Raw genomic sequence first — 26,046 nt, forward strand, 5'->3', positions numbered from 1 at the left:
TGTCCGTTTCATCTGCAGGGCGTGGGTTCGTGCCGGCGCCGGGCCGGGGGCGGGCGCGGGCGCGGTCATGCGAGTTCCTTCGGCGGCACATAGGCCGGATCGTGGTCGAAAGGCAGGGGCTCGCCCGCGCGCAACGCGGCGAGGACGCGGGCGAAATCGGTCTCGCACCGGAAGCCGAGCACGCGTTCGGCCTTCGCCGGGTCGTAAACCCGCTCGATCCTGTGCGGCAGGGCCCATCCGCGCGCGGCGTAGAGCCCGCGCACGCCGGGGAAGTGCCGCTCGATCGCCGCCGGCGCGTCGCGCACCAGTTCGCCCGCTTCGTCGCGCGCGAACGGCGGGGGCGCGGAAATCACGAAAGTCTCGCAGCCCAGCCCGCCGATCCGCTCGAGCGCGAGGACATGCGCCCGCGCCGCGTCGCCGGCGCTCAGCCGGCGGTGCAGGAACTCGTTCGCCTTCATGTTCTCGCCCGACAGCTCGCGGTGGGTATCGTCTTCCTCGGGAAAGAAGCGCCCCGTCCGCAGGATCGCGACGTCGAGCGGGTGCAGGCGCGCGAACAGGGCGCAGAGGTTTTCCGCCGCGGCCTTGGTCATGCCGTAGATGTTGCGCGGCGGCCCGGCGTGAAACCCCTCGTCCATCCAGAACGCGGCCTTGCCGGCCCCCGCGCGCACGCGGTCCGACACCATCATCGAGGTGGTCGAGGTGAAGACGAAGCGGCCGTGCCCGGCATCGACCGCCGCCCGGAGCAGGTTGAGCGTGCCGGTCACGTTGGTATCGACGAAGGCCTGTTCGTCGTAGCGAGCGATATCGGGCTTGTGCAGCGCCGCGCCGTGAACGATCGCCTCGATCGCGTGGTCGCGCACCGCGTCGCGCACCAGGTCGCGGTCGGCCACGGTGCCCACCACCTGCGTGTCCGGGCCCGGGGCGATGTCCAGCCCCACGACCTCGTGACCGGCCGCGCGCAGCCGCGGGGCGAGGAACCGCCCCAGCCAGCCCGACGCACCGGTGAGGAGAACTTTCACCCCGCCGCCCCGATCAGTTCGCGGCCGATCAGCATCCGCCGGATCTCGTTCGTGCCCGCGCCGATGTCGAGCAGCTTGGCATCGCGCAGGTAGCGTTCGACCGGCCAGTCGGTGGTGTAGCCGGCGCCGCCCAGCGCCTGGACGCTCTCGGCCGCGACGCGGAAGGCGTTCTCGCTCGACAGCAGGATCGCGCCGGCGGCGTCGAAGCGGGTCGTCTGCCCCGCGTCGCAGGCGCGCGCGACGGCATATGTATAGGCGCGGGCCGATTGCAGCGCGACGTACATGTCGGCGACCTTGGCCTGCATCAGCTGGAACGTCCCGATCGGCCGGCCGAACTGCTGGCGTTCGCGGACATAGGGGATCACCGTGTCGAGGCAGGCCTGCATGATGCCGAGCTGGAGGCCGGAGAGCACGACGCGCTCGTAGTCCAGCCCGCTCATCAGCACGCCCACGCCGCCGTTTTCCGGGCCCATCACGTTCGCTTCGGGCACGAAGCAGTCGTCGAACACCAGCTCGCTGGTCGGCGAACCGCGCATCCCCATCTTCCCGATCTTCTGCCCGATCGCGAAGCCTTCGAAGTCCTTTTCGATCAGGAACGTCGTGATCCCGCGCGACCCCTCGCCCGTCTTGGCGTAGACGACCAGGACATCGGCATAGGGCGCATTGGTGATCCAGAACTTCGTCCCGCTGAGGCGATAGCCGCCCTCGACCTTCTGCGCCCTCAGTTTCATCGAGACGACGTCCGACCCGGCCGAGGCCTCGGACATGGCGAGCGAGCCGACGTGTTCGCCGCTGATCAGGCCGGGCAGGTACTTCGCCTTCTGCTCCTCGTTCCCCCAGCGCGCGATCTGGTTGACGCAGAGGTTGGAATGGGCGCCGTAGCTGAGGCCGATGCTGGCCGAGGCGCGGCTGACTTCCTCCACCGCGATGACGTGTTCGAGATAGCCGAGGCCGAGGCCGCCGTCGGCTTCGGGCACGGTCACCCCGTGCAGGCCCAGCGCGCCCATCGCCGGCCACAGCTCCTCGCGCGGGAAGCGGTCCTCGCGGTCGATGGCCTCGGCCAGGGGGGCGATCTGCTCGTCGGCGAAGCGGGCCGTGGTCTCGCGGATCATGTCCGCCGTCTCGCCGAGCTGGAAATCGAAATCGGGGGTCGCGCGCATGGGAGCTCCTAACTTGTCGACCGGCGCATAGCCGAGCGCGACCGTAGCGGCAAACCCCCCGCAAACGGGGGCAAAAGCCCTTGGAAATCCCGGTGAATTCGCTATCGCAAGAGCCGACGGGATGGAAATCGACGATTCAACTCTGTGGCCGCCGGACGCGGCCCCGGCGCCGGCGTTCTGCGGCGATGCGGAGCGCGCGAGGGTCGTCGCCGCGCACGGGCTGGACGCGCTTGTCGACGATCCCGAACTGGCCGAGATCGTGCGCTTCGCCGCCCGCCTGTGCGAAACGCCGGTGGCGCTGGTGACGCTGGTCGAATCCGAACAGCAGCGGTTCATCGCCCGCACCGGGGTGGAAGCCGAAGGCACCCCGCGCTCGACCAGTTTCTGCGCCTACACGATGATGGACGGCGGCCTCCTGGTCGTGCCCGACGCGCGCGAGGACGAGCGGTTCGCCGAGTTCGATCTGGTGACCGGCGATTTCGGCCTGCGGTTCTATGCCGGCGCGCCGATCGCCTCGCGCGAGGGGGCGCCGATCGGCGCGCTCTGCGTGCTCGACACCCGGCCCCGGCCCGGCGGGCTGACCGAGTTGCAGGCCCAGGGGCTGACCCTGCTGTCCCAGGCGGTGAAGCGCCGTTTCCAGGCCCAGCGCGAGGCGCGCCAGCACCGCCACGAGTTCGCCCGCCAGGCGGCCCGCTTCCGCACGCTGGGCGACTGGCTGCCCGACGTGATCTGGTCGGCCGACGGGGAGGGGCGCTTCGATTACTTCAACGCCCGCTGGCAACGGGTGACGGGCAGCGCGCCGCCCCGCGACATGCAAGGCTGGCTGGGCTTCGTCCATGCCGACGACCGCGAACGGGCATCGGCCGCCTGGCAGGAGGCCATGGCCCGCGGCGACAGCTTCGAGAACGAGTTCCGCCTGCTCCAGGCCGACGGCAGCTGGCGCTGGACGATCGCGCGCGCGCTTCCGGTGCGCGACGAGGACGACAGCGTCGCGCGCTGGTACGGCACGCTGACCGACATCGACGAGCGCCACCGCGAAGCCGATTCGAGCGACACCCTGGCGCGCGAGCTGGCGCACCGGATCAAGAACATCTTCGCGCTCATTTCCGGCCTGATCTCGCTGCGCACCCGCGGGCGCGAGGAACTGCGCCCGTTCGGCGAGGAACTGGTCGGCACGATCGCCTCGCTCGGCAAGGCGCAGGATTTCGTCCTCCCTTCGGCCGACCAGGGATCGGGCGACCTGCGCGGGCTGATCTCGGTCCTGCTCGAACCGTTCGCCGGCATCCGGGCCCACCGCATCGCCGTGGCGGGGGAAACCGCCCCGGTCGGCTCGCGCGCGGCGATCTCGCTGGCGCTGGTCCTGCACGAGATGGCGACCAACGCGATCAAGTACGGCGCGCTGGCGAAGCAGGAAGGGCGCATCGCGATCGAGCTGGCCCGCGAAGGGGAGGATATCCTCGTCACCTGGGCCGAGACCGGCGGCCCGGCCCCGGCGATCGCCGAAAGCGGCGGCAATGGCTTCGGCACCCGCCTGATCGACATGAGCGTGGGGCAGCTGGGGGGCAAGGTCTCGCGCGAGTGGCGCGAGTGCGGACTGGCGGCGACCCTGCGCCTGCCGGTGGTCCGGCTGGCCGACTGACGTCTCGGCTTCCGGGGGGGCGCTTCCGGGGGGTTCGTTTCCGGGGGGTCTCGTTTCCACGGGGTTTCGTTTTCGCGCGGTTCGCGGCTAGGGTCGGCGGGATGGACGATGCCGCGCCCCCGACCGCGCTGCGCCTGGACGGCCTGGCCAAGCGCTTCGGCCGGACCCGCGCGATCGACGGCGTGGACCTGGCGATCGCGCGCGGCAGCTTCGTCGCGCTGGTCGGCGCCTCCGGTTCGGGCAAGTCCACCCTGCTCAAGACGATCAACCGCCTCGTCGCGCCCGATGCGGGCACGATCCTGTTCGAAGGGGAGGACGTGACCGCGATCGCCGCGCCGGCGCTGCGGCGGCGGATCGGGTATGTCTTCCAGTCGATCGGCCTGTTCCCGCACATGACGGTGGCGGAGAACATCGGGATCGGCCCGCGGCTCGCCCGGCGGCCGATCGGGCCGGAGCGGGTGGCCGAACTGCTCGAACTGGTGGAGCTGGAGCCCGCCCACGCCCGCCGCATGCCGCACGCGCTCTCGGGCGGGCAGCGCCAGCGCGTCGGCGTGGCCCGCGCGCTGGCCGGCGAGCCGCAGGTCCTGCTGATGGACGAGCCGTTCGGCGCGCTCGACCCGGTCACCCGCGACGCGCTGGGGCGCAAGGTGCGCGAACTGCACGACCGGCTGGGGCTGACCACGCTGATGGTGACCCACGACATGGCCGAGGCGCTGCTGCTGGCCGACCGGGTCCTGGTCATGGCCGCGGGCCGGATCGTCGCCGACGAGACGCCGCGCGCGCTGCTGGCGGGCGCGGGCGGGGACGAGGCGCAGGCGCTGGTCGCCGTTCCGCGCGACCAGGCCGACGCGATCGCGGAGCTGGAAGGGTGAACGCGATCCTGCCGATCCTGCTCGGCCTGGGGGGCAAGCTGGCGGCCCATGTCCTCCTGGCGGCGGCGGCGATCGCGCTGGGCATGGCGATCGCCCTGCCGCTGGCCGTCTGGGCCAGCCGCTCGCCCGCCGTGGCCCGTATCGCGCTCGGCTTCGCCAGCCTGGTCCAGACGATCCCGGCGCTGGCCCTGCTCGCGCTGTTCTTCCCGATCCTGCTCAGCCTGCGCGCGGTGTTCGGCGAAGGGCTGCCGACGCTCGGCTTCCTTCCCGCGCTGCTCGCCCTGGCGCTCTATGCCCTGCTGCCGATCCTGCGCAACGCGGTGACCGCGCGCGAGCACATGGCGCCCGGCGTGCTCGAGGCGGCCGACGGCGTGGGCATGACCGCGTGGCAGAAACTGCGCCTGGTCGAGGCGCCGCTGGCCGCGCCCTACGTCATGGCCGGGGTCCGCACCGCCTCGGTCTGGACGATCGGCGCGGCGACCCTGGCGACCACGATCGGCCAGCCGAGCCTGGGCGACCCGATCTTCGCCGGGCTGCAGACGCAGAACTGGGCCCTCGTCCTCGCCGGCTGCATCGCCAGCGCGGCGCTCGCGCTGGTCGCCGACGCGCTGCTGGGGCTGGTCGAACGCGGCTTCGCCCGGCGCCGGCGGTGGATGGTCTGGACCGGCGCCGGCCTCGCGCTCGCCGGGATCGGCGCCGCCGCGCTCGCCTGGTTCGAGCCGGGCGAGGGGGAGGAGCCGGTCGCGATCGGGGCCAAGAGCTTTTCCGAGCAATATGTCCTCGCCCGCCTGATCGGCCAGCGGCTGGAGGAGGCCGGGTACCGCGTCGAATATCGCGACGGCCTCGGCTCCGCGGTGGTCCACGACGCGGTCACCTCGGGCGCGATCGACATCTCGATCGACTATACCGGCACGCTGTGGACCAACGAGATGGGCCGCACCGACAACCCGGGGCGCGAGGCGATCTATCGCGCGATCGCGGCTTGGGAGCGCGAGACCAGCGGCACGCTCGTGCTCGGCCGGCTCGGGTTCGAGAACGCCTATGCCCTGGCGATGCGGGCTGACCGGGCCGCGGCGCTGGGGGTCGCCTCGCTGGCGGACCTTGCGCGCGTGGCGCCGCGGCTGGTGATCGGCGCCGACCCGGAATTCTTCCGCCGGCCCGAATGGCGCGCGGTGCGCGACGCCTATGGCCTGCGCTTCGCCCGCCAGCGCACGTTCCAGCCGACCTTCATGTACAACGCCCTGCAATCGGGGGAGGCCGACGTGATCAGCGCCTATACCTCCGACGGGCGGATCGCGGCCGACCGGCTGGTCGTGCTGGACGATCCGAAAGGCGCCTTCCCGGCCTACGACGCGCTGGTCCTCGTCGCCCCCGACCGCGCGGACGACGCGGCGCTGGTGGCCGCGCTGCGCCCGCTGGTCGGCGCGATCGGCGTCGAGGCGATGCGAAGGGCGAACTTGGCGGTGGACCGCACCGACGCGGACAAGCAGAGCCCCGCCGCCGCCGCGCGCGCGCTTTCCGCCCGGCTCGGGCTTTAGCCGGCCTCTGCCGCGGCGGGTGCGGGCCGGCGCCCTCCCGATGGAGGAACGGCGCCGGCAAGGCGGCTACTGCGCGTCGAACCCCGCGCCGTCGGGCCAGGCGGGGGCGGCAATGCCCATGACCTTGAACAGGCGCCCCATCTGCGCCTCGTCCACCAGCCGGTCGCGGGCGGCCTTGATCTCCTGCGCGTAGTGCGGCGCGCGCGCGGACAGCGTCTGGGCCCGCGCGTCGATCCCCAGCGCGCGCAGCCATTCGCCCTGGGTGACCGTGCCCAGGTGCCGCGCCCCGCGCGCCTGGACGATCCGCGCCAGCGTGGCGAAATCGACGTGCGCGGTCAGGTCGGCCGCCCCCGGTGCGGCGAAGGGATCGACCTTGGCATGGGCGCGCACCGCCTGCAGCGTCGATCCGGTTCGCATTTCGCCGTGCCCGTAATCGATCACCAGCGCCGCGCCCCCCTGCTCGGCCAGGCGGCCGGCGATCTCGTAGGCGATCGCGGCCGAGGCCGGGCTGGTTTCCAGCAGGGTGCCGACCGCGGCGCCCCGCCATTCGGCCGGCACCGCCTCGTCCATCGGCTGGCGCCCGGCGACGAACACGAAATCGTCCCCTTCCAGCCCGACCATGCGTTCGCGCCAGCCGTCCCGCGTGCGCACCAGCTGGCGCACCGGCAGCGCGTCGAGGAACTCGTTCGCCACCAGCAGCATCGGCGCGTCCTGCGGCACGCCGGCCAGGTCGGCGTGCCAGAAGGCGCCGGGCACGGCCTGTTCCTGGACCTCGCGCAGCGCGCCCGAGCCTTCGACCAGGTGCACCTCGGGCGCCAGGCCGTAGCGGCCGGCGGCGCGCAGCGCGTCGCGCGCCAGCGTGCCGCGCCCGGGGCCGAGCTCGACGTAGAGCACCGGCTCCTCGCGCCCGGCGCGGATCCACATGTCGGCCAGCCACAGGCCGATCAGCTCGCCGAACATCTGGCTGATCTCGGGCGCGGTGACGAAATCGCCCGCCGCCCCCAGCGGGTCGCGCCCGGCATAGTAGCGCGCGTTGCTCTCCCCCATGAACTGGGCGAGCGAGATCGGCCCGGTATTGCGGATCAGCCGGCGGAAGATGTCGCCCAGCTCGCCGGTCTCGCCCGCGTCGCCGCCCGCGTCGCCAGCCGCGTCGCTGCCGCTCATGCCGCTCCGGCCGCGGGCGCTCCGCTGGCCAGCGGCGGCCGCGCGAGCGCGCGGACGGTGACCGCCACGCCGAGCACGATCAGCGGGATCGTGAGCCACTGTCCCATCGAAAGCCCGGTATTGGCGGCGAATTCGGCCAGCTGGGCGTCGGGTTCGCGGAAGAACTCGACCGTGAAGCGGCCCAGCGCGATCCCGGCGGTGAACACGCCGACCAGCAGGCCGGGGCGATAGCGCGCGCGCGTTTTCCAGAACAGGTAGAGCAGGACGACGACCAGCAGCGCGCCTTCCAGCGCGGCCTCGTAGAGCTGGGAGGGATGGCGCGCGAGCGGGCCCGCCCCGGGGAAGACCATCGCCCAGGGCACGTCGCTGGGCCGGCCCCAGAGCTCGCCGTTGACGAAGTTGGCGAGGCGGCCGAACATCATGCCGAACGGCACGTTGACCGCGATGTAATCGGCCACCCGCAGGAACGGCAGCCCGCCGCGCCACGAAACGAAGGCGATCGCGACCAGGACCCCGGCCAGCCCGCCGTGGAAGCTCATCCCCCCGGTCCAGAGCTGGAACAGCTGGAGGCTGGTCCACAGCGACGGGTCGTAGAACGTGGCATAGCCGAGCCGCCCGCCGATGATGATGCCCAGCGTGCAATAGAAGAACAGGTCGTCGGCATGGCGCTGCGCCATCGGCGCGCCGGGGGCCTTGATCATGCGCGAGAGGTGCCAGTATCCCAGCACGATCCCCGCGAGATAGGCGAGCGAGTACCAGCGCAGGGTGAAGAACCCCAGGTCGATGCCGGGCGTCAGCCCCAGTTCCGCCCACTGAATCGGTCCCGAGGTATCCGCGGCGGCGGCGGCAAGTAGTGACAGCAACTGGCGAACCCCTTATCAAATCAGGTCGAAGACCGTGCCCGGCACGCGGGAATTTCGCGCGGCTTTTGGCATAGAGAGCGACGGGGTGAAACCCTGCGTTCGAGCGTCCGGTACGATTCGATCGCGCCGTGACGTAGGGGAATGGCGAGAGGAGAGCTGACGAATGCCGACTGAACTGGACAACGATCTGGAACGCATCATCGAGGGCCTGACCGCCCCCGGAATGCCGTTCGAGACCGAATCAGTGGAGCGCGAGGGCCTGTCCCTGCCGGCATTCAAGAACGCCCCGCCCAGCCTGGCCCACTATTTCGCGCATTTCTGCAACGAGCATAAGGACCTCGTCTTCCTGGTCGACGGCGACGTGCGGCTGACGTTCGGCGAATGCTGGGTCGCCGCGAGCCACGTCGCCGCGGGCCTGGTGCAGGACCACGGGATGAAGAAGGGCGACCGCGTCGGCATCGCCGCGCGCAATTCGGCCAACTGGATCATCGCCTACATGGGCGTGATCATGGGCGGCGGCTGCGCCACCCTGCTCAACGGGTTCTGGACCGGGGAGGAACTCGCTTACGGCATTCGCCTGTCCGAGTGCTCGCTCGTCCTCGCCGACGGCCAGCGGGCCGAGCGGCTCGAGGGGACGGACCACCCGGCGCGGATCGTCGAGATCGCGCACGACCTCCCGCCGTCCGACGGGCTCGCTCCGATCTGGGGCGAAGGCGACGTCGCCATGCGGATGCTGGACGAGATCGGGCCGGACGACATCGCGACCATCCTGTTCACCTCGGGCTCGACCGGCGATGCCAAGGGCGCCTGGTCCGACCATCGCGGGGTCGTCCACGGCACGATGAGCTATGTCTCGCAGAGCGCGATGGCCGCCCAGCTCCTGACCGAGCGGGGCGACGCGCCCGAGGGGCAGGCCTGCGCGCTGATCGCGGTGCCGCTGTTCCACGTCACCGGCGAAGTGCCGCTCTACCTGCAAAGCTACGCGATCGCGCGCAAGCTCGTGCTCATGCCCAAGTGGGACGCGCGCGAGGCAATGCGCCTGATGGAGGCGGAGAAAGTCTCCTACTTCGTCGGCGTCCCGCTGATGAGCTACGAGATCGCGACCCACCCCGAACGCGATTCGTTCGACCTCAGCGCCTGCAAGAGCTTCGCCGCCGGGGGCGCGCCGCGCCCCGTGGACCACGTCAACAAGATCAAGAAGGCCTTCCCCGGCGGCTTCCCGCTGCTCGGCTACGGCCTGACCGAGACCAACGGCGTGGGCTGCGGCAATTTCAACGAGAACTACATGGCCAAGCCCGGATCGACCGGCCGCGCGAGCAAGCCGCTGGTGGACCTGGCGATCCTCGACGACGGCGGCAACGCGCTGCCCCAGGGCGAAGTGGGCGAGGTCTGCATTCGCTCGATCGCCAATTTCCGCGGCTACTGGCGCAACGACGACGCGACCGCTGCGGCTTTCTTCGACAACGGCTATTTCCGCACCGGCGACCTCGGCTATCTCGACGAGGACGAGTACCTGTTCATCGTCGATCGCAAGAAGGACATCATCATCCGGGGCGGCGAGAACATCTCGTGCATCGAGGTGGAACAGGGCATCTACGGGCACGACGCGGTCGCCGAATGCTCGGTCTTCGGCCTTCCCGACGAACGCCTGGGCGAGATCCCGGCCGCCGTCTATTACTGCAAGGAAGGCCATTCGCTGACGCCCGACGAGCTGCGTAGCTTCCTCGACGGGCAGCTGGCGCCGTTCAAGATCCCGCAGCACATCCGCCAGTCGGACGAGCCCCTGCCGCGGCTGGGGACGCAGAAGATCGACAAGCGCGCGGTCCGCGCCCGCTTCGGCGAGGAGCTGATCGAGGCTTGAACCAGGTCCGCATCCCCCGGCAGCGCGCGATCATCGACCGGCGCGCCCTGGCCGAGACGCTGGACAGGCTGGGAAGCGAGGGCGCGGCCGACAGTCGCGGGGCGGTGATCGCCGCCCTGCGCGAGGCGCTGGACGCCGGGCGCGACGAATTGCGGCGGCGCCTGATCGAGAAACCGCACGCCGGGCACGAATGCGTGGCCGGCCAGGCCTTCCTGGTCGACCAGCTCGTGCGGCTGATCCACGACCACGTCGTCGCCTACGACTACCCGGCGGCCAACCGCTCGGAAGCCGAGCGGCTCTCGATCCTCGCGGTCGGCGGCTACGGCCGGGCGGAGATGGCGCCCCATTCGGACGTGGACATCGCCTTCCTCACCCCCACCCGCAACGCGCCGTGGTGCGAACAGGTGATCGAGGCGATGCTCTATTACCTGTGGGACCTGGGCCTGAAAGTCGGCCATTCGAGCCGCACGCCCGACGACATGGTCCGCATGGCCAAGGGCGACGTGACCATTCGCACCGCCCTGCTCGAAGGGCGCTACGTCTGGGGGGACGAGGCGCTTTACGAGGAAACGCGCCGCCGGTTCTGGGCCGACGTGGTGACGGGGACGGAACGCCAGTTCGTGGCCGAGAAGCTGGCCGAGCGCAACGCGCGGCACAAGCGGATGGGCGACAGCCGCTATGTCGTGGAGCCCAACGTGAAAGACGGCAAGGGCGGGCTGCGCGACCTGCAGACGCTCTACTGGATCGGCAAGTACATCCACAAGGTCCGCAGCGCCGCCGAGCTGGTCGACGTGGACCTGCTGACGGCGCAGGAGTACCGCAGCTTCCGCCGCGCCGAAGGCTTCATGCTGGCGGTCCGCTGCCACCTGCACATGATCACCGGGCGGGCGGAGGACCGGCTGACCTTCGACCTGCAGCGGCAGGTGGCCGAACGGATGAATTTCACCGACCGCCCGGGCAAGAGCGAAGTCGAACGCTTCATGCAGTTCTATTTCCTCCAGGCCAAGCGCGTCGGCAGCCTGACCGGGGTCTTCCTGGCCCATATCGACGAACAGTTCGCCCAGAAGCGCGCGCGCCAGGGGCTGCTCGCCGGCTTTCGCGCGCGGCCGCGCAGCGTGAAGGGCTATCGCGTGTTCGGCGGGCGGATCGGCATCCCGTCGGACGACTGGTTCCGCAAGGACCCGGTCCGCCTGATCGAGATCTTCCGCGTGGCCGAGGCGGAAGGGCTGGAGATCGAGCCGGCGACGATGCGCCAGGCCGACCGCGATTCGCGCCTGATCACCGCCGAAGTTCGCGACGATCCGCGCGCCAACGCGCTGTTCCTCGAGCTGCTGGCCGGGCGCAACGACCCGGAAACCGTGCTGCGCTGGATGAACGAGGCCGGCGTCTTCGGCCGCTTCGTGCCCGATTTCGGCAAGGTCAACGCGCAGATGCAGTTCGACATGTACCACCATTACACGGTGGACGAGCACACGATCCGCGCGATCGGCCTGCTCAGCCGGATCGAGAAGGGCGAACTGGCCGAGGACCACCCGCGCTCGACCCGGCTGGTCCACAAGATCGCCTCGCGCCGGGCGGCCTATGTCGCGGTGCTGCTGCACGACATTGCCAAGGGGCGCGGCGGCGACCACTCGGTGCTGGGCGCCGAAGTGGCGGAGGAGCTGTGCCCCCGCTTCGGCCTGAGCGAGGACGAGACCGACCTCGTCGCCTGGCTGGTGCGCTATCACCTGCTGATGAGCGCGACCGCGTTCAAGCGCGACCTGACCGATCCCAAGACGATCGAGGACTTCGTCGCCGAAGTGCAGAGCGTCGAGCGGCTGCGCCACCTGCTGATCCTGACCGCGGTGGATATCCGCGCGGTCGGCCCCGGCACGTGGAACAGCTGGAAACGCCAGTTGCTGGGCGAGCTGTACGATTTCGCGCACGAGCGGCTGCGGCTGGGCCACATGCGCCACGGGCGCCAGCAGCGGGTGGCGGCGAAGAAGGACGCGACCCGCGCGATCCTGGCCGACGATGCCGGCCTGATCGAACGCCACGGCGACGAGTTCGGCGAAGCCTACTGGATTGCCGAGCCGGAAGACATCGCGGCGCTGAACCTGCGCCAGTTCGCGGCCGCGCGGCGGCTGGACCACGACCTGTCGATCCATTGCGAGGTCTATCCCTCGCGCGGGGCCACGCTGGTCAGCGTGATCGCGGCCGACCACCCGGGCCTGTTCTACCGCATCGCGGGCGGGATCCACCTGGCCGGGGCGAACATCATCGACGCGCGCATCCACACGACCCGCGGCGGGTGGGCGGTGGACAATTTCCTGGTCCAGGACCCGCTGGGCCAGCCGTTCCACGAGGCGGAGCAGCTCGCGCGGATCGAGACGGCGATCGACGATGCCCTGGCCAACCGGATCGAGCTGGTCCCGCGGCTGGCCAGGCGGCCGCTGCCGCGCAGCCGGGCGCGCGCCTTCGACGTGCGGCCGCGGGTGATCGTGGACAACCAGGCCTCCAACCGCTTCACGGTGATCGAGGTCAACGCGCGCGACCGGCCGGCGCTGCTCAACCGGCTGGCGCGGGCGCTGTTCGAATGCCAGCTGGTCGTCCATTCGGCGCATGTCACCGCCTATGGCGAGCGCGCGGCCGACACGTTCTACGTCACCGACCTCCTGGGGGAGAAAATCACCGGTCCGCGGGCCCAGGCCGTCGAGGCGGCCCTGCTCGACGCGGCGAGCGACCGGCGCCAGGCGGAGCTCGAAGACGCCTGAATGCAACACTAATCGATAAAAAGCGGGCCCTGGTGGAAACTTTGTTTCTTTCCCGGGCCGACTTGAGTTAACGTATACGTCAAGTTTTGGTGGAGGAGAAAACAATGAAGCAATTGGTATCTATCAGGGCTCTTGCGCTTGCCGGCGCCAGCGTCGCGCTCGTCCCGCAGGCGGCGTTCGCGCAGGACGAAGGCGGGGCGGAGCCCGCGGTCGAGGCGCCGCCGGAACAGACGGGCCCGGTCATCGTCGTGACCGCCCAGGGCCGCGAGCAGTCGCTGGCCGACGTTCCCGTCGCGGTCTCGGCCGTTTCCGGCGAACTGCTGGAGAAATCGGGTACCAGCGACATCCGCGAACTGAACCAGGTCGCCCCCTCGCTGCTCGTTTCCTCGACCGGCAACGAGGCCAACGGCTCGGCCCGTATCCGCGGGATCGGCACGGTTGGCGACAACCCCGGCCTCGAAAGCTCGGTCGCGGTCTTCGTCGACGGCGTCTATCGCTCGCGCTCGGGCAATGCGCTCAGCGAGCTGGGCCCGATCGACCGGATCGAGATCCTGCGCGGCCCCCAGGGCACGCTGGGCGGGCGCAATGCCTCGGCCGGCCTGATCAGCATCTATACCGCGCCGCCCGAGTTCGAGGTTTCGGGCTACGGCGCCTTCACCTACGGCAATTACGACGCGATCCGCGTCGAGGCCGGGGTCAACGCGCCGATCGGCTCGACCGTCGCGGCGCGCGTGGACGGCGTCTATTTCGAGCGTGACGGTTTCTACAATGACGTCAACAACGACACGACGGTCAACAACCGCGACCGTTACCTGGTGCGCGGGCAGCTGCTGTTCGAGCCGAGCGACACGCTGAACTTCCGCCTCGTCGCCGACTATTCGAAGAAGGACGAGGCCTGCTGCGCCGCCACTTTCGTGCAGCCCGAGTTCGCCCCGCTCGCGCGGGTCAGCCCGGGGCTCGATCCCTTCACCCGCCCCGAGGGCGGACCGGCGCTGACCAGCACCGACAACCCGATCGTCCCGGTCATGCTCGGCCTGGGGCAGGACCCGCGCGCCTTCACCCAGAGCACGTTCGACCGCGACATCTACGTCACCCCCGGCCGCACTTACGCCGGCGAGACCGAGGATTACGGCATCTCGGGCGAGCTCAACTGGCAGCTGGGCGCGGTCGAGCTGACCTCGATCACCGGCTATCGCGAATATTCGAACTGGCAGGCGTCGGACACCGACTATACCCAGCTCGACATCCTCTATCGCGCCCCGGGCGAAGACGCCGGTTCGCGCCGGTTCAAGACCTTCACCCAGGAACTGCGCCTGCAGGGTTCGGCCTTCGACGACCGGCTCGACTGGCTGGTCGGCGGCTATTACGCCAACGAGAAGCTGCGGGTGACCGACAACCTGCGCTTCGGCGAGGATTACGGCACGTTCGTTTCCTGCCGCCTGGCGATCGCGCTCCAGCCCTCGCTCGGCGGGATCGTGGGGACCGTGCCCGATCCGACGCAGCAGAACTGCTTCAGCCCGGCGGCCTTCGGCGTGATCCAGAGCGGCGCGGTGTTCGGGGCGGCGACGCCGGCGATCGTGGCCGGGATCAACAACCTCTCGACCATCAGCGATGCCGGCGGCACGGGCGATGTCTACAACCAGAAGAGCGAGAACTTCGCGCTCTTCACCCACAACATCTTCCACATCACCGACACCGTCGACCTGACCCTGGGCCTTCGTTACACCAACTAGACGAAGGACTTCGACGCGCTGTTCGGCAACGACAACACCGTCTGCCCGACCAACCGCGCGATGCTGTCCCCGCTGCTGGGCGTGCCGTCGCTGGCGGCCTTCGCCGGCGGCATCCTCTCGCTGTCGTGCCAGGGCAACTCGACCGCCGAGCTCGACGGCGTTTCGCTGTCCGATTCGCGTGACGAGGACGAGTTCACCGGGACGGCCGTGCTCAGCTGGAAGGCGACGCCCGACCTGCTGCTCTACGGTTCCTACTCGCGCGGCTACAAGGCGGGCGGCTTCAACCTCGACCGCTCCGCGCTGTCCAACCCGCTGTTGCTCGATCCGAACAACATCGACGTGGGCGCGCTGCAGTTCGACGAGGAAACGGTGAACGCCTACGAGATCGGGGCCAAGTACTCGACCCGCGATTTCGGCTTCAGCATCGCCGCTTTCCGGCAGGAGTTCTCGAACTTCCAGCTCAACACGTTCAACGGCTCGTTCTACCTCGTCCAGAACATCAATTCGTGCTCGACCGACCTCGGCGGCGCGGACCAGGACGGGGACGCCACGACCGGGGCGTGCGATCCAGAGAACGTGCAGCCGGGCGTGGTCGCGCAGGGCGTGGAATTCGAAACCACGCTCAACCCGACCCGCGATCTCGGCATCACGCTGGGCCTGACCTATTCGGACACCAGCTACGAGGACGACCTGATCGGCACCGACACCGGCGTTCCGCTCGATCCCGCGCTGCGCCTGCTGCCGGGCGACAACATGTCGAACGCGCCCGAATGGGTCGCCACCTCGTCGGTCTCGTGGACGCCCGAAATCGGCGCCAGCGGGATGCGCGGGCTGGTGTTCTTCAACGCCCGCATGACCGGCGATTACAACACCGGCTCCGACTTGCTCTACGGCAAGGAGCAGGATGGCTACGTGATCGTGAACGGCCGCATCGGCCTGACCAACATCGCCGATCGCTTCTCGATCGAGGGGTGGGTGCAGAACCTGTTCGACACGAACTACACCCAGGTCGCGTTCAACACGCCGTTCATCGCGCCGCAGCAGACCTATTCGGCCTTCCTCGCCGAACCGCGCACTTACGGGATCACCGTGCGCGGCGAGTTCTGACCGCGCACGATCGATCCGATCGAAGGGAAAGGGGCGCCGCGCGGCGCCCCTTTTTCTTTGCCCGCCCGGCGCGGGGGCTTGCCCGCCTAGCGCGCCCGCTGGCCGAACAGCGCGGTGCCGACCCGCACGTGGGTCGCGCCCGTCATCACGGCCGTCTCGTAATCGCCGCTCATCCCCATGCTGCGCCCGGCCAGGCCGTTGTCGCGGGCGAGCTTGTCGAGCAGGGCGAAGAACGGCGCCGGCTCGATCCCCATCGGGGGGATGCACATCAGGCCGGCGAGCGGGATATCCGCCCCGCGCGCCTGCGCGATCAGCCCGGGCAGGTCGGGCACCGCGCATCCGCCCTTCTGCTCCTCTTCCCCCACGTTCACCTGGACGAAGCAGGGCACGCGCCGGCCGGCCTTGTCCATCGCCCGGGCCAGGGCCTTGAGCAGGCTGGGCCGGTCGAGCGAATGGATGCAGTCGAACAGGGCGACCGCCTCGTCCGCCTTGTTCGACTGGAGCTGGCCGACGAGGTGCAGCTGCACGTCGGGATGGCTTTCGCGCAGCGCGGGCCACTTGGCCTGGGCTTCCTGCACCCGGTTTTCGCCGAAGACGCGCTGCCCCTGGTGCAGGAGCGGCGCGATCGCGCCGGCGGGATGGGTCTTGCTGACGGCGACGAGGGTGATCTCTGCCGGGTCGCGGCGGGCGGCCTTGCAGGCCCGGGCAATGCGATCGTGGACCGCTTGGAGCGGAGTGTCTGGGTTTTCCATCGCGACGCGCTATAGCGGCACCGTGCTGCGAAACCATACCCTGCCCCAACTCTGGCTGCTGTCCGATGCGCGCAACGACGCCCTGCTGGAACAGGCGCTGCGTTCGCTGCCCGAAGGGTCGGGCTTCGTCTATCGGCATTACCACCTCGCGCCCGAACCGCGCCGCGCGCGCTTCGCCGTGCTGGCGGGGATCGCGCGCGAACAGGGGCACCGCGTGGTCCTGTCGGGCAGCGCGGGCGAGGCGCGCGAATGGGGCGCGCACGGGCTCTACGGCCCCGCGCGCCGGATCGGGCCGGGCAACGGCCGCCTGCGGATCGCGACCGCGCACGACGCGCGCGGGATCGAGGCGGCCAACGCGATCGGGGCCGACGCGGTCACCCTCTCGCCCGTCTTCCCCACCCGGTCGCACCCCGACGCGCCGACGCTGGGGCCGATCCGCTTCCGCGCGCTCGCCGCGCGGGCGCAGATGCCGGTCATCGCGCTCGGCGGGATGACGGCGCAGCGGGCCCGCGAGCTCGACTGGCCGCGCTGGGCCGCGATCGACGGGCTGGTATAGCGCCGGCGCGCCCGCCCGGCAGAAACGGGGGCGGCCGGCCGTCGAAGGTCGCTTGACGCCGGACTCGCCGAGGATTCATAGTGACCGCCACAGCAGGGGAATAGCCATGGCCACCCGCGCGGCCGCCAAATCGCCGAAGACAGACTGGCGCGCCACTTTCCGGCGCAGCCTGCGCCGCGCCGCGCAGATGGCGGGGGCCGCCGTGCTCTTCAGCGCCGCGGTGTTCCTCACCCTCGCGCTGGTCAGCTATACCCAGACCGATCCCAGCCCCTCGACCGCGGCGGCGGGGACCGACATCGGCAACTGGATGGGCACCGGCGGGGCCTGGGCGGCGGAGCGGGTGCTGTTCTTCTTCGGCCTTTCGGGCATCCTCCTCCTCCCGCTGCTCTACGTCTGCGCGCGCAAGCTCTGGCGCGATGTGGAAGAGGAAGACCGCGATACCGACACCCACTGGCTGCGCCCGGTGATCCTGCTCCTGCTCGCGATGGTCCTGCTCTCCAGCGTGCTCTCGCTCGCCTTCGACGGGCCGGGCGGGGCCCTGCCCGCTTCCTCCGGCGGGATCGCGGGGCTGCTCGGCGCCGGCGCGATCGAGGCGCTGGCCGGCCGCCTGCCCGAAGGGGGGCGCGGCTGGGCGATCCTGGCAATGGCGCTGGCCGCGCTGGCCGGCGGGGTGGCGCTGGTCACCCGCGTCTTCGCGATCGACTGGCGCGCGCTGCTGACCCTGCCCGCCTTCCTGCGCCGGGCCCCGGCGCTGGCCGGGCGCGAGGTGCCATTCCTGCCGCGGCAGCGGCGCGCGGCGACAAGGCCCGCCCCCGCGATCGCGGTGGACGAGCCGGCGGCCGATACCCCCGGCGAGCCGGCCCCGCGCCGGCGCGCGCCCGAGATCGCCGAACGCAGCGCCCCGCCGCGCCCGGCCCGGCTCGACAAGGCAAAGCAGCGCGACATGTTCGCCGCCTTCGAGCTGCCCAGCCTCGACATTCTGGCAGAACCGCCGGCCGACACCGGGCCCAAGCTCGACCGCCTGGCGCTGGAGCGCAACGCGCGCCTGCTCGAGACCGTGCTCGACGATTTCAACGTCAAGGGCGAGATCACCGCCGTTCGCACGGGCCCGGTGGTGACGATGTACGAGCTGGAGCCGGCCCCGGGGATCAAGGCCAGCCGCGTGGTCGGCCTGGCCGAGGACATCGCCCGCAACATGAGCGCGATCAGCGCGCGCGTGTCCCCGATCCCGGGCAAGACGGTGATGGGGATCGAGCTGCCCAATGCCCACCGCCAGATGGTCGCGTTCAAGGAACTCGTCGCGTGCGAGGCTTTCGCCAATGCCAAGGGCAGCCTGCCGATCATCCTGGGCAAGGACATCGCCGGCGAGCCGATCATCGCCGACCTTGCCGCCATGCCCCACCTGCTGGTGGCGGGCACGACCGGGTCGGGCAAGTCGGTCGGGCTGAACTGCATCCTGCTCAGCCTGCTCTACCGCTTCACGCCCGACGAGTGCCGCCTGATCCTGATCGATCCCAAGGTGCTGGAGCTGAAAAGCTACGACGACATCCCGCACCTGCTGTCGCAAGTGGTGACCGAGCCGCACAAGTCGGTCCGCGCGCTCAAGTGGGCGGTCGAGGAGATGGAACGGCGCTACCGGATGATGAGCTCGATCAATTCGCGCAACATCCATTCGTTCAACGAGCGGGTGAAGGCCGCGATCGCCAAGGGCAAGCCGCTCGGCCGCCGGGTGCAGACCGGGTTCGATCCCGAAACGGGGGAGGAGCTGTTCGAGGAGGAGCAGCTCGATTACGAGCCGCTGCCGCAGATCGTGCTGATCGTGGACGAGCTGGCCGACCTGATGGTCACCGTGGGCAAGGAGATCGAGGTCCTGATCCAGCGGCTGAGCCAGAAATCGCGCGCGGCGGGCATCCACCTGATCATGGCGACGCAGCGCCCCTCGGTCGATGTCATCACCGGCGTGATCAAGGCCAACCTGCCGACGCGGATCAGCTTCAACGTCACCAGCCGGATCGACAGCCGCACGATCCTGGGCGAACAGGGGGCCGAGCAGCTGCTGGGCAAGGGCGACATGCTCTACAAGCCCAGCTCGGGCGCGATGGTCCGCGTCCACGGCCCCTTCGTCTCGGACGAGGAAGTCGAGGCGGTGGCCGAACACTGGCGGGGGCAGGGCAAGCCCGAATACGTCGATGCCGTGACCGAGGAGCCGGAGGACGGCGGCTTCAGCTTCGACGACGAACTGACCGCGAGCGACAATCCCGAAGAGCGCAAGTATCGCCAGGCCTGCCAGATCGTGTTCGAGAACCAGAAGGCCAGCGGATCGTGGCTCCAGCGCCAGATGGGCGTGGGCTACAACACCGCGGCCAAGTGGATCGAACGGATGGAGGAAGAAGGGCTGGTCGGCCCCGCCAACCACGTCGGCCGCCGCGAGATCTTCCGCGACCAGGACGGCAACCCGATCTAGCCCGCACCGTCAGCGCGCGTGGGCGGGGCAGGTCCGAACGCCCGAAACGCCGTCACCCTGAACGTGGTTCGGAGTCCATTTCCCCTTCCCGCATTGTAGGTGCCGGGTGGCACGATGGATGCTGAAACCCGTTCAGCATGACGGGGGGGCGGGAAGGCACGCCCTTCGCAACGTGAGCTCCTGCGAAAGCAGGAGCCCAGGACGGCGGGCGTTGGGGCTGCCTCTGGGTTCCTGCTTTCGCAGGAACTCGGGAGGGTTGAGACATCCTCCCATCAGGCAGGGAGCGGCACCCCGTTCCTCTCTCCCCGCAACGTGAGCTCCTGCGAAAGCAGGAGCCCAGGATGGCGGGCATTGTGGCTGTGTCTGGGTTCCTGCTTTCGCAGGAACTCGCGGGGGTTGCATGGCGGGGCACGGCACCGGCCCACGCCCGGTCATCCGCTGGCGAGTGCGGACGGTTACGCCGGGAGGAAAGGCAAGCGGACGGAACCGGCCGGTGCCGCCTGGGCATCACAGGATTGCCACCTGGGCGTCACAGGGTTGCCTTGGCAACATCCTTGCGAGTGGCGGGAGGGGTTGCCTTCAACCTCCCGCTCGGCCCTTCGAGGAATGCGAGGCGCGGACAGGGCCAGGGCTCGCGCTTGCCCCGTCCGTTGGAACCAGGGTTCGTGTCGTTCGCGGCGTTGAGGGCCACCGCGAAGAGCGAACCCGGGTTCCCATGTCCTCGCATTCCGGCACAGGGGTGCTTTATCGAGCGGTCACTAGCCCCCCCGAGGCACCGGCCGTATGGACGAAGCGGCCAGACGTGACGCGTACACGCTTTGCCCCCGTCGCTTGAGCCAGCCTGGACTGGCCCTCACCACATAACCAAAATGGTTATAAATGTCAAGGGGAATGTGCCACATCCCACGCCCAGGCGGATTACCGCGCGGGCGCCGCCGCCTCGCTACGCGGGTGAAAGGTGATGTCGAGCGGGGTCGGGTGGCCGTCTTCGCGCACGCGGATGTGGACGATGCCCTGCTGGCGCGGGTCGGCCAGCTGCCGCTCCAGCGCGCGGGCGCGTTCGCGCGGGAGGTAGAGCCGCCCGCTTTCCAGCCCGCCGCGCGACCCGTTCCAGCCCCGCGGGGCATGGACGAAGGCATCGCAGGCCTGCCCCCGCGGGGCGAAGACGCGCGCGAGGTCCGGCGCATTCCCTTCCAGGCACAGCGTCTCGGGCACCGGCCCGCCGCCTTCGAGGCCGGGCCAGCGATAAGTGAACACGACGTAGTGCCCACGCAGGACGTCGCGCGGGTCGTGCCCGGCGATCGGCACGTGCCACACCGTGCCCTGCTGCGCCGCCCGGTCGGCCCAGCCCCAGCTCGCGCCCAGCCCGGCGAGCGGCAGGACAAGCGCCGCGGCCAGCGCGCGCCGGGCGGTCATGCGGGCGGTCATGCCGCCCCCCGGCGCGCCGGCGCGAGGCGGCGCGAGAGGCGTACCGCGCCCCAGGCGATGGCGAGGATCAGCACACCGGCGAGGATCAGGCCGAAGCCGCTGGTGAGCAGGTCGCTCGCGAGTTCGAAACTGAGGATCACCAGCCGCGCGGCGACCGTCGCCACCGCCAGCTGGAACACCCCGCGCGAACCGCCCTGGAGCGCGGCCAGCGCGATCCCGACCCACAGCGCCATGAACAGCAGCGCGGCGCCGAGCTGGCTGCCCTCGACCGCGTGGGCGGCGAGGATCGCAAGGGCCGATCCCGCGAGGACCGTCGCGCTCGACGCCCCCGGCGGATCGCGGCGGGCCAGCGCGACCGGTGCCGCGGCGACCAGCCCGACGAGCGCCTGCACCCCCTGCGCGGTGAAAGTGAGCAGCCCGTCCCCGTCGAGCTCGCCGAAGGCGCTGGCCACGATCACCAGCGAGGCACAGGCGATCGCATAGGCGAAGCCGAGCTGTTCGAGGCGCCACCAGAACCCTTCGCGCGCGCCCAGCCGGTCCATCCACGCGCCCAGCGGTGCGAGCAGGACGGGCAGCGCCGTGGCGAGGCCGATCACCGCGTCGGAGCGGGCCTCTGCGCCGAACAGCGGGCGGGCGGGGTCGGCAAAGCCCCAGCTCGCCCAGGTCACGACCAGCGCGACGAGGCCCGCGGTCAGCCAGCCCGATCCGCGCAGCGCGATCGCCGGCGCGAACAGCACCAGCCACGCCGCCAGCGGCTGCCACAGCGGGGCGCTGGTCTGGTAGACCTGCCCGACATGGCCGAAGAAAGTGAGGCCGAGCACGCCGAAGACGAACAGCGCCGCTTCCTCCGCCCACGACGCCTCCCCCGCCCACGAGGCCTCCACCGCTAGGTCGCGGCCCAGCCGCCAGAGCAGCGCGGCGAGCCCGGCGAGCGCGAGGAAATGGACCGCGAGCCGCAGGCGGCCGGGGATATCCTCCCAGTTGGCGGCGACGACCGAGACGAGGCCGAGGCCGACCGCGAGCGCGCCGAGGCCGATCGCGGCCCACAGGACCAGCGGCCGCGCATTCTCCGCCTCGTAGGCGCGGATCGCCGCCACCGTCTGCGCGTCGAGCAGCCCGGCGCGCTGCCAGGCGGAAAGTTTGCCGTCGATCATCTGCGCCGCAGGCTATCCCCGCGCGCAGGCGACAGCAAGCGCGGCGCGCCGGGCGCGGTCAGATGTCGGGCAGGCGCTGTTCGGCAAAGCCCCACCCGGCGAGCGATTTCGACTTCGCGCGCGCGTGCAGCTTCGCCGCGTCGGCGATCGTGAACGGCTTGGCATCGTCGAACGATTTCAACTCGCCCCAGGCGATCGGCGCGGCCACCGGCGCCCCTTCGCGCGCGCGCGCCGAATAGGGGACGACCGCGGTGCTGCCGCGCTGGTTGCGCAGCCAGTCGATGAAGATCTTCCCCTTGCGCTTCGCCTTGCTCATCGTCGCGGTGAAGCGGTCGGGCTCGGCCATGCTCAGCGCCTCGGCGAAGCGGCGGGCGAAGTCCTTGTGCGCGTCCCACGAATGGCCCGGGGTCAGCGGCACGACGACGTGCACGCCCTTGCCCCCGGTCAGCATCGCGTGGCTGGTCAGGCCGATATCGGCGAGCTTGCGGCGCAGGTCCTGCGCGGCCTGTTTCACGTCGGCGAAATCGAGCCCCTCGTCCGGGTCGAGATCGAAGATCATCCGGTCGGGCCGCTCGACATCGCCGCTGCGCGCGCCCCAGCCGTGGAACTCGATCGTGCCCATCTGCACGCAGGCGAGCAGGCCCGCGGCATCCTCGAGATAGAGATAGTCCTCGGTCCCGCCTTTCTTCTCCGCGATCGGCACGTGCCTGACGTGGGGGCCGAACGATCCGCTGTCGTGTTTCTGGAAGAAGCACTTCTTCGCCCGCCCCTGGGGGCAACGGACGAGGCTGACCGGGCGCTGGCCCGCAAAGGGCAGCATCAGCGGCGCGACATCGGCGTAGTAATCGGCGAGATCGCCCTTCGTGCATTTCGCATCGGGGAAGATCACCCGCTCGCGGCTCGAGATCTCGACGTCCTGCGCGGCCTCGCCCGCGGGGGCCGGGTCGGCCTTCTCCGGCCGGACCTCGTCCGCGTCCTTGTCGCTGCGAAGGCCGAGGAAGCTGCCGTGGCGCACGTTGCCGTCGGCGGTGAACTCGCTGAAGGCGATTTCCGCGACCAGCTTCGGCGTCACCCAGGTAACCTGGCGGGCGGAGGCGCGATCGACCTCGACCGGGGGCGTCTTGCGCTCCAGCCGCTTCATCTTCGCCGCCAGGTCTTCCAGCGTCTCGTGCGAGAAACCGGTGCCGACATTGCCCTTGTAGACCAGCCGCGCATCCTCGCCCGCCCCCTCGTGCTGGGCGAGGAGGAGCGAGGCGAACGGGCGGCCTTTCGCGCTCGACGCCTTCCACCCGACGATCACGAATTCCTGGCGCAGCGTGCACTTGACCTTGACCCAGTTGCGCGTGCGGCTGCCGCGATAGGGGGCGTCGATCGCCTTCGAGATGATCCCTTCCTGCGCGGCCTCGCACATCGCGCGGTAGAGCTTCTCCCCCGCGCCGATCACGTGGTCGGCGACGTGGATCGGCGCCTCGACCCCGTCGAGCAGCGCCTCCAGCCGTTCCTTGCGCTCGACGTTGGGCAGGCCGGCCAGGTCCTCGCCATCGGCTTCGAGCAGGTCGAAGGCATGGAAGGCGAGCCTGTCGCCTTCCCCCTGCGCGCCGTGCCCGCGCTTGAGCACGCGCTGGAGCGAGGAGAAATCGGGATTGCCCGCGGTATCGTAGGCGACGATTTCGCCGTCGATCAGGCAGGGCGGCAGGTCGAGCGCGGCGAAAGCGCGCGCGAGCGGGGCGAACTTCTCGCTCCAGTCCTTGCCGCTGCGGGTATGGACGCGCACCGTCCCGCCGGCCGCGGCGACCAGCGCGCGATAGCCGTCGAACTTGATCTCGTGCATCCAGCCATTGCCCGCGGGCACGGCATCGACCAGCGTTGCCAGCTGCAGCTTGCGGAAGGGGGGCGGCTTGCCCGCGCCGCCCTTGCGCGCCGGCTTCTTCCTCGTTTTCGGCGCCTTCTTCGCGTTGTGTTCGCCCGCCTTCGCCATCTCCTTCGCGAAAGCCGCGCCCGACTTGCCTTCGAGCGAGTGCTCGCCCTGCTTGTCGGCGGCGATTTGCGCCATCGCGCGGCCGGTCAGCACGCTCGTCAGCTCGCGCTCCACCAGCATGTCGCCGGGTTCGGCATGTTCGTCGTCGATCTTGCGCAGGAGCCAGTTCTCGCGCTTTTCGCCCGGCTTCTTCTTCATCCGGACGAGCAGCCATTCGCCCTTCATCCGCTCTCCGTCGAGCGTGAAGTGCAGGTGGCCCTTCTCGATATCCTTCCAGCTCTTGCCCTCGACCGGCGCCCAGGTGCCGCGATCCCACAGCATGACCGTGCCGCCGCCGTATTCGCCCTTGGGGATTGTGCCTTCGAAATCGGCGTAGGACATCGGGTGGTCCTCGGTCCGCACGGCGAGGCGCTTGACGTCGGGATCGGGGCACGGGCCCTTGGTCACGGCCCACGACTTGAGCACGCCGTCGGCTTCGAGCCGGAAATCCCAGTGGAGCCGGGTGGCGGCATGTTTCTGGACGATGAAGCGGTTGCCGCCTTCGCCGCTCGCGCGCTTGCCCGCCGGTTCGGCGGTCTTCGCGAAATCGCGCTTGCGGTTGTATTCAGCCAGGGGATCGCGCTTGCTCACGGCGTTCCGTCCTCGTCGGGGAACCAGCGCCGTTCGACGAAACCCAACAGCGTCAGCATGACGACCGAGATCACCGCCGCGATCGCCACCAGCGGCCATTGCGCCGCGCCGCAGGCGATCCCGACCACCGCCGCCAGCCACAAGTGCGCGGCCGTGGTCAGGTTCTTCACCTCGCCCTTGCTGAACACGATCAGCCCGGCGCCGATGATGCCGATGAAGGCGCCCGTCGCCTCGTAGACGCGCAGCGGGTCCATCCGCTCGCCGTCGAGCTGGCCGAACAGCGAGATGACCGAGACCGTCATCGCCGCCGCGGCGAAGCAGATCAGCCCGTGGGTCCGCATCCCGGCGGCGTGCCCGCGCACTTCGCGGTCGAGGCCGAGCGCGAGGCCGAGGATCGCCGCCGCGCCCAGGCGCACCAGCAGGTCCCAGTCCATCCAGTGGACGAGAACGGGTGGGTTCAGTTCCATCACGCGCTCTTCCGCGTCTTCCCGCCCGACTTGCCGCCCGACTTGCCGCTGGACGAGGATTTCTTCGACGAGCGCTTCTTCGCCGGCTTTTCCTCCTTCACCGATTTCTTGAGCGCGGACATCAGGTCGATCACGTTCGACCCGCCCGAGGGCGCGGGCTCTTCCACGTCCTCGAGGATCGTCTTGCCCTTCGCCTTGGCCTTCTTGTCGATCAGCTTGCGGATCGCATCGACGTAGCGGTCCTCGAACTCGCCGGCGTCGAAGGGCGCGCTCTTCTTGTCGATCAGCGTCCCGGCCAGTTCCAGCATTTCCTTGTCCGGCTTGTCGTCGGGAATGTCCTTGAAATAGGTCTGCGCCTTGCGGACCTCGTCCTCGTAGCGCAGCGTTTCGAGCACCAGCCCCTTGCCGCAGGGCTTGAGGCTGACGAGCGTTTCGCGCCCGCGCACCGAAAGCTGGCCCAGCGCCACCTTCTTCTTCTGCCGCAGCGCCTCGCGCAGCACGATGAAGGCCTCGTGCGCCAGCTCGTCCTGCGGCACGACGTAATAGGGCTTCTCGAAATAGAACACGTCGATCTCGTGCGCGTCGACGAACTGGACCAGTTCCAGCGTCTTGCGGCTCTCGATCTTGACCGCCTCGATCTCCTCGTCCTCCAGCAGGACGTAGTTGCCCTTGGAAATCTCGTAGCCCTTGACGATGTCGTCGCGGTCGATCGGGCCGATGCCCTGGACGACTTTCTCGTAGTTGATCGGCTTGCCGCTCGGCTCGTGGATCTGGCGGAAGGATATCGAGGCGCCGCTCTTCGTCGCGGCATAGACTTCGACCGGTATCGAAACCAGCGCCAGCCTGATCTGTCCCTGCCAATAGGCGCGTGCCGCCATCGTTCCTGTCCCCTTTCGCGCGATTCAGCG

General features: G+C 70.1%; 17 protein-coding genes and 1 pseudogene. 8 read left to right on the forward strand and 10 right to left on the reverse strand.

The annotated features are described in order from the left end of the window. Positions 1–65: 65 nt before the first annotated feature. Positions 66–1,019, reverse strand: a complete 954-nt coding sequence (locus T8T98_RS13915) for an NAD-dependent epimerase/dehydratase family protein (protein ID WP_251104733.1) — start codon at positions 1,017–1,019, stop codon at positions 66–68. Continuing rightward, entirely contained in the window at positions 1,016–2,179 is a 1,164-nt protein-coding gene (locus tag T8T98_RS13920) for an acyl-CoA dehydrogenase family protein (RefSeq protein ID WP_251104732.1), read from the reverse strand. The genes T8T98_RS13915 and T8T98_RS13920 overlap by 4 nt, the downstream gene beginning before the upstream one ends. 121 nt (positions 2,180–2,300) lie before the next feature. Here T8T98_RS13920 and T8T98_RS13925 point away from each other — a divergent pair, with 121 nt between their 5' ends. The 3 genes from T8T98_RS13925 (at position 2,301) to T8T98_RS13935 (ending at position 6,228) form a co-directional block, all read left to right on the forward strand. Then, entirely contained in the window at positions 2,301–3,818 is a 1,518-nt protein-coding gene (locus T8T98_RS13925; RefSeq protein ID WP_160734195.1) for a sensor histidine kinase, read from the forward strand. Positions 3,819–3,919: 101 nt separating this feature from the next. Further along, the gene (locus T8T98_RS13930) at positions 3,920–4,690 is read left to right on the forward strand and encodes an ATP-binding cassette domain-containing protein (RefSeq protein WP_251104731.1); all 771 of its coding nucleotides are present in this window, start codon (positions 3,920–3,922) and stop codon (positions 4,688–4,690) included. Further along, entirely contained in the window at positions 4,687–6,228 is a 1,542-nt protein-coding gene (locus T8T98_RS13935; RefSeq protein WP_251104730.1) for an ABC transporter permease/substrate-binding protein, read from the forward strand. The genes T8T98_RS13930 and T8T98_RS13935 overlap by 4 nt, the downstream gene beginning before the upstream one ends. 66 nt (positions 6,229–6,294) lie before the next feature. Here T8T98_RS13935 and T8T98_RS13940 read toward each other — a convergent pair whose 3' ends face one another. Together T8T98_RS13940 and lgt are read right to left on the reverse strand one after the other, a co-directional pair. Then, on the reverse strand, positions 6,295–7,392 hold the full coding sequence (locus tag T8T98_RS13940; RefSeq protein ID WP_251104729.1) for a class I SAM-dependent methyltransferase: 1,098 nt from the start codon (positions 7,390–7,392) through the stop codon (positions 6,295–6,297). Next, entirely contained in the window at positions 7,389–8,255 is an 867-nt protein-coding gene (gene lgt, locus T8T98_RS13945) for a prolipoprotein diacylglyceryl transferase (protein WP_251104728.1), read from the reverse strand. The genes T8T98_RS13940 and lgt overlap by 4 nt, the downstream gene beginning before the upstream one ends. Before the next feature lie 163 nt (positions 8,256–8,418). On the opposite strand from lgt, the gene T8T98_RS13950 reads away from it, so the two are divergent. The 3 genes and pseudogenes from T8T98_RS13950 to T8T98_RS13960 all read left to right on the forward strand — a co-directional run bounded on the left by T8T98_RS13950 (position 8,419) and on the right by T8T98_RS13960 (position 15,709). Beyond that, positions 8,419–10,116, forward strand: a complete 1,698-nt coding sequence (locus tag T8T98_RS13950; RefSeq protein ID WP_251104727.1) for a class I adenylate-forming enzyme family protein — start codon at positions 8,419–8,421, stop codon at positions 10,114–10,116. Further along, positions 10,113–12,869, forward strand: coding sequence for a [protein-PII] uridylyltransferase (locus T8T98_RS13955; protein WP_251104726.1), 2,757 nt, complete (start codon positions 10,113–10,115; stop codon positions 12,867–12,869). Before T8T98_RS13950 ends, T8T98_RS13955 begins: the two co-directional genes overlap by 4 nt. A 104-nt stretch (positions 12,870–12,973) precedes the next feature. Next, positions 12,974–15,709 (forward strand): annotated as a pseudogene (locus tag T8T98_RS13960) (TonB-dependent receptor). Positions 15,710–15,795: 86 nt separating this feature from the next. Here the strand turns inward: T8T98_RS13960 and T8T98_RS13965 are convergent. Further along, the gene (locus T8T98_RS13965) at positions 15,796–16,461 is read right to left on the reverse strand and encodes a YggS family pyridoxal phosphate-dependent enzyme (RefSeq protein ID WP_251104725.1); all 666 of its coding nucleotides are present in this window, start codon (positions 16,459–16,461) and stop codon (positions 15,796–15,798) included. On the opposite strand from T8T98_RS13965, the gene T8T98_RS13970 reads away from it, so the two are divergent. Further along, positions 16,445–17,017, forward strand: coding sequence for a thiamine phosphate synthase (locus tag T8T98_RS13970; RefSeq protein WP_251104724.1), 573 nt, complete (start codon positions 16,445–16,447; stop codon positions 17,015–17,017). The genes T8T98_RS13965 and T8T98_RS13970 overlap by 17 nt on opposite strands. A 106-nt stretch (positions 17,018–17,123) precedes the next feature. Next, positions 17,124–19,481, forward strand: a complete 2,358-nt coding sequence (locus T8T98_RS13975) for an FtsK/SpoIIIE family DNA translocase (RefSeq protein WP_160734204.1) — start codon at positions 17,124–17,126, stop codon at positions 19,479–19,481. Between the two features lie 918 nt (positions 19,482–20,399). Here the strand turns inward: T8T98_RS13975 and T8T98_RS13980 are convergent. From T8T98_RS13980 to ku, 5 genes are read right to left on the reverse strand one after another with little or no spacing between them, the layout of a single operon-like run. Further along, positions 20,400–20,909, reverse strand: coding sequence for a GDYXXLXY domain-containing protein (locus T8T98_RS13980; protein WP_251104723.1), 510 nt, complete (start codon positions 20,907–20,909; stop codon positions 20,400–20,402). Then, positions 20,906–22,063, reverse strand: a complete 1,158-nt coding sequence (locus tag T8T98_RS13985; RefSeq protein WP_251104722.1) for a DUF2157 domain-containing protein — start codon at positions 22,061–22,063, stop codon at positions 20,906–20,908. The genes T8T98_RS13980 and T8T98_RS13985 overlap by 4 nt, the downstream gene beginning before the upstream one ends. Before the next feature lie 58 nt (positions 22,064–22,121). After that, positions 22,122–24,671 (reverse strand): DNA ligase D, encoded by a 2,550-nt coding sequence (gene ligD / locus T8T98_RS13990; RefSeq protein ID WP_251104721.1) that lies wholly within the window; start codon positions 24,669–24,671, stop codon positions 22,122–22,124. Next, positions 24,668–25,138 carry an MgtC/SapB family protein gene (locus T8T98_RS13995; protein ID WP_160734551.1) on the reverse strand — a complete coding sequence of 157 codons (471 nt, stop codon included), beginning with the start codon at positions 25,136–25,138 and terminating at the stop codon, positions 24,668–24,670. The genes ligD and T8T98_RS13995 overlap by 4 nt, the downstream gene beginning before the upstream one ends. Next, positions 25,138–26,016 carry a non-homologous end joining protein Ku gene (gene ku / locus T8T98_RS14000; RefSeq protein WP_251104720.1) on the reverse strand — a complete coding sequence of 293 codons (879 nt, stop codon included), beginning with the start codon at positions 26,014–26,016 and terminating at the stop codon, positions 25,138–25,140. Before ku ends, T8T98_RS13995 begins: the two co-directional genes overlap by 1 nt. Positions 26,017–26,046 lie beyond the last annotated feature (30 nt).

The sequence above is a fragment of the Pelagerythrobacter marinus genome, from assembly GCF_034375205.1.
Classification (GTDB): domain Bacteria; phylum Pseudomonadota; class Alphaproteobacteria; order Sphingomonadales; family Sphingomonadaceae; genus Pelagerythrobacter; species Pelagerythrobacter marinus.